11 protein-coding genes are annotated in these 11,163 nt (G+C 61.8%); 7 read left to right on the top strand and 4 right to left on the bottom strand.

Going from position 1 to position 11,163, the window contains the following annotated elements; genetic code table 11:
- Positions 1 to 22: 22 nt before the first annotated feature.
- Positions 23 to 754 carry a DUF599 domain-containing protein gene (locus ACP15O_RS05360; protein WP_425095016.1) on the bottom strand — a complete coding sequence of 244 codons (732 nt, stop codon included), beginning with the start codon at positions 752 to 754 and terminating at the stop codon, positions 23 to 25.
- A gap of 2 nt (positions 755 to 756) precedes the next feature.
- Complete coding sequence (locus tag ACP15O_RS05355) at positions 757 to 1,167, bottom strand: CopD family protein (protein ID WP_425095015.1); 411 nt, start codon at positions 1,165 to 1,167, stop codon at positions 757 to 759.
- 117 nt (positions 1,168 to 1,284) lie between these two features.
- Between ACP15O_RS05355 and ACP15O_RS05350 the strand changes: the two genes are divergently transcribed.
- From ACP15O_RS05350 to ACP15O_RS05320, 7 genes are all read left to right on the top strand, one after another.
- On the top strand, positions 1,285 to 2,724 hold the full coding sequence (locus ACP15O_RS05350) for an FAD-linked oxidase C-terminal domain-containing protein (protein WP_425095014.1): 1,440 nt from the start codon (positions 1,285 to 1,287) through the stop codon (positions 2,722 to 2,724).
- A gap of 25 nt (positions 2,725 to 2,749) precedes the next feature.
- Complete coding sequence (locus ACP15O_RS05345) at positions 2,750 to 3,883, top strand: FAD-binding protein (RefSeq protein WP_425095475.1); 1,134 nt, start codon at positions 2,750 to 2,752, stop codon at positions 3,881 to 3,883.
- Positions 3,883 to 5,205, top strand: a complete 1,323-nt coding sequence (gene glcF, locus ACP15O_RS05340; protein ID WP_425095013.1) for a glycolate oxidase subunit GlcF — start codon at positions 3,883 to 3,885, stop codon at positions 5,203 to 5,205. The genes ACP15O_RS05345 and glcF overlap by 1 nt, the downstream gene beginning before the upstream one ends.
- A 67-nt stretch (positions 5,206 to 5,272) precedes the next feature.
- Positions 5,273 to 6,088 carry a trypsin-like serine peptidase gene (locus ACP15O_RS05335; RefSeq protein ID WP_425095012.1) on the top strand — a complete coding sequence of 272 codons (816 nt, stop codon included), beginning with the start codon at positions 5,273 to 5,275 and terminating at the stop codon, positions 6,086 to 6,088.
- Between the two features lie 128 nt (positions 6,089 to 6,216).
- Positions 6,217 to 6,684, top strand: coding sequence for an Hsp20 family protein (locus ACP15O_RS05330; protein ID WP_425095011.1), 468 nt, complete (start codon positions 6,217 to 6,219; stop codon positions 6,682 to 6,684).
- A gap of 152 nt (positions 6,685 to 6,836) precedes the next feature.
- Entirely contained in the window at positions 6,837 to 8,048 is a 1,212-nt protein-coding gene (locus ACP15O_RS05325) for an aminotransferase-like domain-containing protein (RefSeq protein WP_425095010.1), read from the top strand.
- A gap of 124 nt (positions 8,049 to 8,172) precedes the next feature.
- Positions 8,173 to 8,586, top strand: coding sequence for a globin domain-containing protein (locus ACP15O_RS05320; protein ID WP_425095009.1), 414 nt, complete (start codon positions 8,173 to 8,175; stop codon positions 8,584 to 8,586).
- Between the two features lie 2 nt (positions 8,587 to 8,588).
- Here the strand turns inward: ACP15O_RS05320 and ACP15O_RS05315 are convergent, their stop codons facing one another.
- Both ACP15O_RS05315 and ACP15O_RS05310 read right to left on the bottom strand, forming a co-directional pair.
- Positions 8,589 to 10,070, bottom strand: coding sequence for an NAD-dependent succinate-semialdehyde dehydrogenase (locus tag ACP15O_RS05315; RefSeq protein ID WP_425095008.1), 1,482 nt, complete (start codon positions 10,068 to 10,070; stop codon positions 8,589 to 8,591).
- A gap of 57 nt (positions 10,071 to 10,127) precedes the next feature.
- Positions 10,128 to 11,141, bottom strand: coding sequence for a P1 family peptidase (locus ACP15O_RS05310; RefSeq protein WP_425095007.1), 1,014 nt, complete (start codon positions 11,139 to 11,141; stop codon positions 10,128 to 10,130).
- Positions 11,142 to 11,163: the final 22 nt, after the last annotated feature.

The following is an 11,163-nucleotide window of genomic DNA, read 5'->3' as shown; positions in this document are numbered from 1 at the left end:
GGGCAGTCTAACACCGAAATCGCTAGCTGTCCGTTGACGTTCCCGTGTGGCCCATCCCATCGGTTGTCTCGATCAGGGCCGAGCGCGAGCGCGATGCAAATTCCCGGCGCCACAGCACCGCGCAGGTGATCATGATCGCGATCAGCAGCGGCGAGGCTCCGATCAGCCAGGCCGTGGATCCCAGGGCAAAATAGACCGAGCGCAACCCCTGATTATAGCTGCGGGCGGCGGTGATGTTGATCTCGCCTGCCTTGGCCGCGCGGGGCAGCGCGACGGGATCGGCGGGGTCATTCGGCACGGCCCCCATCAGCACCGCGCAATAGCCGAACAGCCGGTGCGACCACACGAATTTCAGGAAAGCGTTCGTTAGAAAGACCATCGTAATCAGGAGCTTAACCTCCCATACGAATTTGGGGTCGCGCGATATCGAAAGATCTTCGGCGATCCCGGCCAGTTGCTCGGCATTGCCAATCGCGGCCAGCACCCCACCGATTGCCAGCATCGAGGCCGAGGCAAAAAAGGACGTCCCCTGCCGCAGGGTCGCAAGCGTCTGCGCATCGAAAATCCGGGGCTGACGCGTCACCATCTGGCGCATCCATTCGCGCCGATAAGCGGCGATCAGCACCGATACTGACGGGCGTTTGGCGCGGGGGTGTTCGATCAGCCAGCCAATGCCGAACCAGGCCAGAAACAGCAGTCCGACAGCGGCAAGATCCAGCGGCGTGAACAGAGTAATGCGATCCGCCCAGGTCATTGTCAGAAGGGCTTGACCACGACGGCCCATAAGATGGCGATGGCGCCAAACACGCTGACCTCGTTGAAGATGCGCAGGAACAGTTCGGATTCGGCGAAAATGCCGGATTTCGCGCGGATCACCAGCCGTCCGGTCCAGACGTAGTGCAGTGCCAGCGCCGCCACCAGTGCCAGTTTCAGGTGAACCCAGGCCGGCCAGCCCAGATCATGCGCCAGCCACAGCCCGGTGCCGATGGCAATGACGCCCAGCCCGGCCGAGAACCGATACAGCCGGATCGTCAGATCGCCCAGCGGGCCGAATTCGTCCAGGCGGTCGTATTCACGCTTCCAGTAGATAAGCGCACGCGGCACTGCGAAGATCGAGGTCATCCACCCCATCACGCAGAGAATATGTATGATTTTCACCCATTCCATATGCCCTTGATGGCGCTAAGGCGGCCTCAGCGCAAGATGTCGCGGGGTCTGGGGCGGAAAAGAATTGCGCTGCGCATTGTTTTGGTTATATTTATTTACCAATTTAGGAGGGTAGCCATGCAAATGCCGACGCCAGACCCGTCTGTACTGAAAAACAAGGCTCAATTGGTCAGCCGATTGCGCCAGGTGCTGCCCGAGGGCGCGGTGATCCACGAAGAGGCCGAAACCCGTGCCTATGAATGTGACGCGCTGACCGCTTATAAATGTCCGCCATTGTGCGCCGTGTTGCCGTCATCCACGCAAGAGGTTTCAGACGTGCTGCGGATCTGTCACGAAATGGGCGTGCCTGTTGTGCCGCGCGGGGCGGGGACGTCTCTGGCGGGGGGGGCGCTGCCCACGGCCGATTGCGTGATCCTGGGGGTTGCGCGGATGAATGCCGTTCTGGAAACCGATTACGACAACAGGTTCATCCGGGTGCAGACCGGCCGCACCAATCTGAGCGTCACCGGCGCTGTCGAACAAAACGGGTTCTTCTATGCGCCCGATCCCTCCAGTCAGCTGGCCTGCGCGATTGCGGGAAATATCGCGATGAACTCGGGCGGGGCGCATTGCCTGAAATACGGGGTGACGACGAATAACCTGATGGGTGTCACCATGGTGATGATGGATGGCGCGGTGGTGGAGATTGGCGGCGCACATCTGGAGGCCAGCGGGCTGGATCTGTTGGGCGTGATCTGCGGATCCGAGGGGCAGTTGGGCGTGGTGACCGAGGCCACCTTGCGCATCCTGCACAAACCCGAGGGCGCGCGGCCTGTCCTGATGGGCTTTGACGATATTGTGGTGGCCGGTGAATGCGTGGCGGATATTATCAAATCGGGCGTTCTGCCCGTCGCGATCGAATTCATGGATCGCCCGTGCATTCGCGCAACCGAGGCCTTTGCCGGCGCCGGCTACCCCGATTGCGAGGCTCTGCTGATCATCGAGGTCGAGGGCAGCGAGGCTGAGATTCAGGCTCAGCTGAAGCGGATCACCGCCATCGCCCGCACGCATAATCCGGTGGAAATCCGCGAAAGCACCAGCCCCGAGGAAAGCGCGAAAATCTGGCTGGGGCGCAAATCTGCCTTTGGTGCAATGGGGCAGATCAACGATTATATGTGCCTGGATGGCACGATCCCCGTCAGCCAGCTGCCCTATGTGCTGCGCCGCATTGGCGAGATGTCCAGGGAATACGGGCTGGACGTGGGCAATGTGTTCCATGCAGGGGATGGGAACATGCACCCTCTGATCCTGTTCGATGCCAATAAACCGGGCGATCTGGAACTGTGCGAGCGGTTCGGCGCGGATATCCTGAAACTCTGCGTCGAGGTCGGCGGCTGCCTGACCGGCGAACATGGCGTGGGCATCGAAAAGCGCGATCTGATGGTGGACCAATACGCCCCCGAGGATCTGGAAATTCAAATGGCCGTAAAGGATGTGTTCGATCCCAAATGGCTGCTGAACCCGGCCAAGGTGTTCCCCCTGGCAGCGAGCGAAACACGCCGGATCGCGGCGGAATAGCCCCCGAAGTTAGGTCATGCAGATGATGAAACCCGATAGCGAAGCGGCCCTGGCCGAGATGTTGCAATCCGCGCAGGCTCCTGTGCGTATCCAGGGGGGCGGCACGCGGCGGATCGGCGTGCAGGGGGCGCAGGATACCTTGTCCGTCGCCGGGCTGAGCGGGGTGCGCCTATATGAACCCGGCGCGCTGACGATCGTTGCCGGGGCGGGCACACCGCTGACAGAGATTGAAACCGTACTGGCGCAGGAAAACCAGCGTCTGGCGTTCGAACCCATGGATCATCGCGGGCTTCTGGGGACGTCGGGCACGCCGACGATTGGCGGGGTTGTGGCGGCCAATGTCTCGGGGCCGCGGCGCATTCAGGTGGGGGGCTGCCGCGATGCTCTGCTGGGGGTGCGTTTCGTGGACGGGCTGGGGCGCATTCTGAAGAACGGCGGCAGGGTGATGAAAAACGTCACCGGCTACGATCTGGTGAAGCTGATGGCCGGCAGCTGGGGCACGCTGGGCGTTCTGTCCGAGGTATCCCTGAAGGTGCAGCCCGTGCCCGAGGCGGTGGCCGTTGTCTCGATCGCGGGGCTGAGCGAGCGCGCCGCCGTGCGCGCCTTGTCGCGGGCCTTGGGCTCGCCTTTTGATGTGACGGGGGCGGCCCATATGCCCAGCGGCCCCGACGGCACGCCGCAGACCCTGATCCGGATCGAAGGCTTTGCGGATTCGGTGTCCTATCGTGCCGAGCGTTTGCAGGCGCTGCTGGCCGAATTCGGCCTTGGCACGGTCGAAACCGATCCCGAACGGGCGGCGGCTCTTTGGAGATGGGTGCGGGATGTTCAGGCGTTTCACGGGCAGCCGGGGGATGTGTGGCGGTTCTCGGTCAAACCGTCCGAGGGGCCCGATCTGGCCGAGCACCTGACCCGGCGCTGGCCGCAGGCGCAGGTTCTGTATGATTGGGGCGGTGGTCTGGTCTGGGCCTTATTGCCTCAGGGCGTGGATGCGCGGGTGTCTGGCCTGCAAGGGCATGGAACCCTGATCCGAGCCAGCGCCGAAACGCTGGCGCAAGTCCCGGCCTTCCATCCTGAGCCGGCCGCTCTGGCCGCGATCAGCGCCGGGCTGCGGGCTAAATTCGATCCAAAATCCATTCTCAATCCGGGGCTGATGGGCTGATGCAGACACATTTCACCGAAACGCAATTGCAAGATCCCGGCATCCAGCGGGCGAATGAAATCCTGCGGGCCTGTGTGCATTGCGGTTTCTGCACGGCGACCTGCCCCACCTATCAGGTGCTGGGGGATGAGCTGGACAGCCCGCGCGGCCGTATCTACCTGATCAAGGATATGCTGGAAAACGAGCGGGTGCCGGATGCCAAGACCGTTCAGCACATTGATCGCTGCCTGTCTTGCCTGGCTTGTATGACGACCTGCCCCAGCGGTGTGCATTACATGCATCTGATCGACCATGCGCGCGCTTATGTCGAGAAAACCTATAAGCGCCCCTTCAGCGACCGGGCTCTGCGATGGGTTTTGGCGCGGATCCTGCCCTATCCGGGGCGGTTCCGGCTGGCCTTGTTGGGGGCCAAGATCGGGCGGCCCTTTGCCTTTCTGATGCCCGATGCGCGGCTGAAGGCGATGCTGAAAATGGCGCCCAGGCAGATTCCTCCGGTCAGCCGCAATGACGATCCGCAGGTGTTCACCCCTCAGATGCCCCGCAAGAAGCGCGTGGCCCTGATGACCGGCTGCGCGCAAAAGGCGCTGAACACCGACATTAACGACGCCACGATCCGGCTGTTGCGCCGGCTGGGCTGCGAGGTGGTGATCGCGAAAGGCGCGGGCTGCTGCGGGGCGCTGACCCATCACATGGGCCGCGAGGACGAATCCCACGCCACCGCCGCCAAGAACATCCGCGCCTGGACGGCCGAAATGGACGCGGACGGGCTGGATGCGATCGTGATCAACACCTCGGGCTGCGGGACGACGGTGAAGGATTACGGTCATATGTTCCGCAATGATCCTCTGGCTGCCGATGCCGCGCGGGTGTCGGGCATTGCGATGGATGTCTCGGAGCTGCTGATGCAGCTGGACCTGCCCGAAGGCCCCGATCAGAGGCTGACCGTCGGCTATCATGCCGCCTGTTCCCTGCAACACGGCCAGAAGGTGAAAACCTTCCCCAAGGACTTGCTGAAACGCGCCGGTTTCAAAGTGGCCGAGCCCGCCGACAGCCATCTGTGCTGCGGCAGTGCGGGGACGTATAACCTGATGCAGCCCGAGATTTCGGCGCAGTTGAAGGCGCGCAAGGTCCGCACGCTTGAGGCGATCCAGCCCGACATCATCGCCGCCGGAAATATCGGCTGTATGGTGCAGATCGGCTCGGGGACGGATGTGCCGGTGGTGCACACGGTCGAGCTGCTGGACTGGGCCACCGGCGGGCCCGTGCCGCCTGCGCTGAACGGTCAGGCCAGGCGCAACGATGGTGTGCCAATCCTGCGCTAAGCGCGCCCTAATTTCGCCTGATCCGTGGGCTACACCCGAAACCGGACCATAGGGATTCGGAGACGCAATGCTGCGCAGTTTCATCAAGGCTCTGGTACTTTCTACAGTTGGCGCAATGGCTTGGGCCGAGGACGCTCCGTTGCAACGCCTGAACACTGGCGACGATTCGCGCGGCTGGGAGGGCGTGGGTCGGCTGGAGCTGGGCGGCTCTGGTTTCTGTACCGGAGCGCTGATCGCACCCGATCTGGTGCTGACCGCCGCGCATTGTCTGTTCGATCCGGCCACGGGCGAACGGGTGGATTTCGGCAAGATCGAGTTTCTGGCGGGCCTGCGTAATGGCCGGGCCGAGGCCTACCGCAGAATCCGCCGGGTTGTCATTCATCCGTCATATCGGTTCAGCGAAAAGGCGACGGCCAAACGGGTCCGCAGTGATCTGGCTCTGTTGCAATTGCTGCGCCCGGTGCGAAACACCATCGTGCATCCGTTCGAAACCGGCGTGCATCCCGATCAGGGAGACAGTGTGGGCGTGGTCTCTTATGCGCTGGACCGAGCCGCCGCGCCGTCCTTGCAGGAAGCGTGTGACGTGATCCACCGCTCCAAAGGCGTGCTGGTGATGAGCTGTGACGTCAATTTCGGATCGTCCGGGGCGCCGGTGTTCCGTATCCAGGATGGCCAGGCGCAGATTGTTTCAGTCATTTCGGCCAAGGCGCAGGTGGACGGGCAAAAGGTGGCCTTGGGCGCGCAGCTGGATGGCTCGGTTGAGCTGCTGAAATCCCAGCTAAGCAGCGGTGTCGGCGTGACTCAGGATTTCATGCCCCGAATTCGCGGCGCCGTTCCGGTGACCGGGCGTTCCGTCGGCGGGGCGAAGTTCGTCAAACCCTAGGGGCTTGAATCCGGCCCGTTCCATCCCCAACTGAGCATCATCAGGGACGCCACAAACGGGTCCCGTGATTTGATCTGCCTGTCCAATCGGAAGGCTTCATTCTGGTATCGCTCAACGGAGGATTCCCTATGCGTAGCTTTGATCTTGCCCCCCTGTATCGCGCCACGGTCGGTTTTGACCAGATCGCAGACATGATGGACCGCGTGTTCACCAACGATGTCCCTCAGCCCAGCTATCCCCCTTATAACATTGAAAAAACGGACGAGAACACCTACCGTATCTCGATTGCCGTTGCCGGGTTCTCAGCCGATGATCTGTCGGTCGAGGTAAAGGAAAACGCCCTGATCGTTTCCGCCCGCAAAGCCGACGAACAAGACGAGCGCACCTATCTGCATCGCGGCATCGCCACCCGCGCATTCGAGCGCCGCTTTACTCTGGCAGACCATGTGCGCGTCAATGGTGCTGCCCATACGGACGGTATGCTGCACATCGACCTGGTTCGCGAAATGCCCGAGGCCCTGAAACCGCGCCGGATCGAGATCGCCAGCGGCGCGCCCGTCCCGCAGGATGTGGTGGATGCCAAAGCGGTGAACTAACCCGCCGCGTTCCCCGGTTGTCATGCGCACCCGCCTTGTCCTTGGCAAGGCGGGTTTTTCTGTTTTCCGACGGCTTCACAAATTATGTCAGGCATATTGACTTATATTCGAATCCGGCAGATGTTGCGCAATATCACGAAAGGAATCGGGTCATGAGCTTTCCAAATATTTTCGCCAGTCGCATGTCAGGGATGAAAGCATCGGAAATCCGCGAGCTGCTGAAGCTGCTGGATCAGCCGGATATCATCTCGTTTGCCGGGGGGATTCCGGATCCGGCGCTCTTTCCTGTCGAAAAATTCCAGGCGGCCATGAACAGGGCTCTGAGCGATGGCCATCATGCGGCCTCGTTGCAATATTCGACATCCGAGGGCTATCTGCCGCTGCGCGAATGGATTGCGGGGCAGATGGCCGCGCTGGGGGTTGAGTGCACGCCCGAGAACATCCTGATCACCAGCGGATCGCAACAGGCACTGGATTATCTGGGCAAATTGTTCCTGTCGCCGGGGGATACGGCCCTGGTGGGGTGGCCGACCTATCTGGGGGCGCTGGGGGCGTTCAATGCCTACGAGCCGTGCTATGACCAGTTGCAACCGGGCGCGAACCGCGCGGCTGGGGATTTCGCGGATCAGGCCGCTCCGGGCCGGGTGAAATTCGCCTATCTGTCGGTGGATTTCGCGAACCCGACGGGGGCGACGCTGACCCAATCCGAGCGCGAAAACATTCTGGATCTGGCAGAAGAGCTGGACTGCGCCGTGATCGAGGACGCGGCCTATCAGGCGCTGCGCTATGAAGGTGCGCCGATCCCGCCGATCCTGGCGTTGGAAATGGCACGCAAAGGGAAGATCGACGCGTGCCGCACGGTCTATTGCGGGTCTTTTTCCAAGACGCTGTCTCCGGGGTTGCGGATCGGCTGGGTCTGTGCGGCGCGGCCGGTCATTGATCGGATGGTGCTGCTGAAACAAGCGGGGGACCTGCACACGCCCTCATTGAATCAGATGGCAATCGCCCAGGTCGCGGCGGATGGGTTTGACGCGCATTTGTCGTGTCTGCGGGCCTCGTATCGCGCGCGCCGGGATCGGATGTTGGCGGCGCTTGAACAGCACATGCCTGCGGGCGTAAGCTGGACACGCCCCGAGGGCGGTATGTTCGTCTGGCTGACCCTGCCCAGGGGCATGGACGGCGCAAAGCTGCTGGCGCAGGCGCTGCAAGAAGAGAAGGTGGCCTTTGTTCCGGGCGGTGCGTTTTTTGCGGATGGATCGGGGAAGAATGCGCTCAGGCTCAATTTCTCCAGCCCGTCACACGCGGCGATTGACGAGGGAATCGCACGGTTGGGGCGGGTCTTGCGCCGGGCGCTATACGCATGATTTTTCGCAAAAATGAGGGGCGTTAACACTTCGGTCAGGGTATTGCGTCATACCTGAAACATAAGCAGACGGGTCTGGGGCGGAACACGCGTGCTGATCGCATTGTCTTGGCAGGAGGTCTATTTTGCCCAACGAAAATCTTGAACTGATCCGCCATAGCTTTCCGCTGATTTTTCAACACAAGGCTGAGATTACAACAAAGTTCTATGAGGGGCTGTTTCGCGATGCCCCTGAATTACGGCGGCTCTTCTCGAAAGAGATGAACGTGCAGAAAGACATGCTGGTCAGTGTACTGACCACGCTGGCCAAAGCCAGTTTCGACGAAGGGCTGGTCGAATCCATGATTGCACGCATGGCGCGTGTGCATTCGGGGCTGGGCATTACATCGGGGCAATTCCGGACCGGCGAGGCGGCTCTTTTGAGCGCGCTGGATCAGTCCGTCGGCGATCTGCTGTCCGAAACGACTCTGGACGCCTGGAAAACAGCGGTGCGGCGGGTCATCTCGGCGATGATTGACCCGCCGACGGTAGAGGCGTGATATCAGACGGACATGCAGACGTATTTCATTTCCAGATAGTCCTCGATGCCGTGATGGCTGCCTTCGCGTCCCAGCCCGGATTGTTTGACGCCGCCAAACGGGGCCACCTCGGTTGAGATGATTCCGGTGTTCACGCCGACAATCCCGTATTCCAGCGCTTCGGCGACTTTGTAAACGCGGCTCAGGTCCTTGGCATAAAAATACGAGGCCAGGCCGAAGATCGTATCGTTTGCCATCTCAATAACGTCATCCTCGTCCTTGAAACTGAACAGCGGCGCGAGCGGGCCAAAGGTTTCGTCTTGGGCGAATTGCATATCTTGCGTCGCGCCGGTGACGATGGTCGGCGGCAGAAAATAGCCCGGCCCCTGCACGGGATCGCCGCCGCCCAGGATGACCTGCGCGCCTTTCGCGGTTGCGTCGGCCACATGCTCTTGGACCTTAGAGATCGCTTCGGCGTTGATCAGCGGGCCCAGATCCGTGCCAGGGGTCAGCCCATCGCCAACGGTCAGGTTTTCAACGGCAATCCGCAGCTTTTCGGCGAAGGTGTCATAAACGCCCTCTTGGACATAAATCCGGTTGGCGCATACGCAGGTCTGGCCGTTATTGCGGAATTTACACAGGATCGCCCCCTCGACAGCGGCGTCCAGGTCCGCGTCGTCAAACACGATAAACGGCGCGTTGCCGCCCAGCTCCATCGAGCATTTCATCACGCTGTCAGCCGCCTGTCGCAGCAGGATTCGGCCAACCTCGGTGCTGCCGGTGAAGGTCAGCTTGCGGACGGCGGGGTTTTCGCAGAATTCCTTGCCCACTTCGGAAGAACGCGAGGATGTCACCACGTTGAACACGCCTGCGGGGATGCCCGCGCGCTCGGCCAGGACTGCCAGAACGGTCGCTGACAGGGGCGTTTCCGCCGCCGGACGAGCAACGAAAGAGCACCCGGCCGCCAGAGCAGGCCCGGCTTTGCGGGTGATCATCGCGTTCGGAAAATTCCATGGCGTGATCGAGGCGGCAACACCGATGGGCTGCTTCAGAACGGTGATACGCTTGTCGCGCTGGTGGCCGGGGATTGTCTCGCCGTAGATGCGTTTGGCCTCTTCACCGAAAAATTCGATGAACGAGGCCCCATAGATGATTTCGCCTTTCGCCTCGGCCAGAGGTTTGCCCTGTTCAGCGGTCAGAATGGTGGCCAGGTCGTCGGCGTTCTCGATCATCAGGTCGAACCATTTGCGCAGCACGGCGGCGCGTTCCTTGCCCGTCCAGGTGGCCCAGTCTTTCTGCGCAACTTGAGCGGCAGAAATGGCCCGCGCGACCTGCGCCCGGCTAAGATCGGACATGTTGGCAATCACGTCACCGCGCGCGGGGTTCGTCACGGCAAAAGTCGCGCCGTTCTCGCCTTCTAGCCAGGCGCCGCCAACATAGGATTGCTGCGCCAGAAGGCTTGGATCCTTCAGCAATGCGCTTAGTTCGGTCTTGGTGTTCCTCATAACGTCCCCTCTCCGTTGTGTGTAAATTAATTAACGCGTTAAGTAGTTTTGGCAAGCTTAATGTGCCACAGATGCGTGATGCTGGGCGTAGCACGGGTGCGAATCCGTCTTGGATGGCGTTGCCAGATAAACCGCACGGGCGATGGCGCGCGCCATCACGGTTGCCGCCGCGTGGCCGATCGTCAGCAGATCGAAGGCCTCGTGCCCCAGAGACAGCGCGCCGGTCGAGGCCGCGAAAATCAGGTCTCCATCCATGGGCGTATGGGCGGGGAACAGCGCACGGGCATAGCCATCATGCGCCGCTGTCGCCATCCGGGTGCATTGCGCCTGGCTGAGAGCGGCATCAGTGGCGACAATCCCGATGGTGGTGTTGGCATGGGCGGCCAGTTTGGTGGGGGGGATATGGGTGTCTTCATAGGTTTGCGCGGGGCCGTGATTGCCGTATTCGCCGGCGTGTTCGAACGGAGCGGCCCAGAAATGCGGCCCGTCTCCGACGGTGGCCGACCCCAGCGCGTTCACCGCCACCAAAGCCCCCACCGTGTGCCCCGAAGGTAAAATAACCGAGGCCGACCCCAGTCCGCCTTTCCAGTTGACGGTGGTGGCCCCCGTGCCTGCGCCAACACTGCCCAGATCGAACGCGGCGGCGGCATTTCCCAGGGCCTGCGCGCCCAGTGCCTTATAGGGGTTTTGCGCCCAGTTCTTATCGCCGCCGTTGATCAGATCGAACAGGATCGCTCCGGGGACGATGGGCACCAATTGATCGCCGACGGCAAAGCCGCGCCCCTGTGCCCGCAGCGCATCGGCCACCCCCGAGGCCGCATCCAGCCCAAAAGCCGAGCCGCCCGACAGCACCAGCGCGTCCACCTGCTCGACCGTTTTGTCGGGGGCCAGCAGGTCAGTCTCGCGGGTGCCGGGGGCCCCGCCCATTACGTGTACTCCGGCTGTGAACGGGGCATCGCCCAACAGAACGGTCGTCCCGGTTTTAATCGTGTAATCCTGTGCATTGCCGACGCGCAGCCCCGCGACATCGGTGATCAGATTGCGTGCGCCAGTGGTCAGAGAGCTGCTCATTTTGCCGGTTTTCCTGTCTGAG

The organism is Youngimonas ophiurae (nom. illeg.) (assembly GCF_049803795.1).
GTDB lineage: Bacteria > Pseudomonadota > Alphaproteobacteria > Rhodobacterales > Rhodobacteraceae > Thalassobius.
The sequence above is the reverse complement of the archived record's forward strand: the minus strand, read 5'-3'. Positions and strand labels throughout refer to the sequence as shown.

What these genes read in the sequence shown, in the direction of transcription:
- ACP15O_RS05335 (WP_425095012.1), top strand. Translation starts at nt 5,273, where the DNA reads ATGCTGCGCAGTTTCATCAAGGCTCTGGTACTTTCTACAGTTGGCGCA.
- ACP15O_RS05315 (WP_425095008.1), bottom strand. Translation starts at nt 10,070, where the DNA reads ATGAGGAACACCAAGACCGAACTAAGCGCATTGCTGAAGGATCCAAGC.
- glcF (WP_425095013.1), top strand. Translation starts at nt 3,883, where the DNA reads ATGCAGACACATTTCACCGAAACGCAATTGCAAGATCCCGGCATCCAG.
- ACP15O_RS05345 (WP_425095475.1), top strand. Translation starts at nt 2,750, where the DNA reads ATGAAACCCGATAGCGAAGCGGCCCTGGCCGAGATGTTGCAATCCGCG.
- ACP15O_RS05325 (WP_425095010.1), top strand. Translation starts at nt 6,837, where the DNA reads ATGAGCTTTCCAAATATTTTCGCCAGTCGCATGTCAGGGATGAAAGCA.
- ACP15O_RS05330 (WP_425095011.1), top strand. Translation starts at nt 6,217, where the DNA reads ATGCGTAGCTTTGATCTTGCCCCCCTGTATCGCGCCACGGTCGGTTTT.
- ACP15O_RS05355 (WP_425095015.1), bottom strand. Translation starts at nt 1,167, where the DNA reads ATGGAATGGGTGAAAATCATACATATTCTCTGCGTGATGGGGTGGATG.
- ACP15O_RS05360 (WP_425095016.1), bottom strand. Translation starts at nt 754, where the DNA reads ATGACCTGGGCGGATCGCATTACTCTGTTCACGCCGCTGGATCTTGCC.
- ACP15O_RS05310 (WP_425095007.1), bottom strand. Translation starts at nt 11,141, where the DNA reads ATGAGCAGCTCTCTGACCACTGGCGCACGCAATCTGATCACCGATGTC.
- ACP15O_RS05350 (WP_425095014.1), top strand. Translation starts at nt 1,285, where the DNA reads ATGCAAATGCCGACGCCAGACCCGTCTGTACTGAAAAACAAGGCTCAA.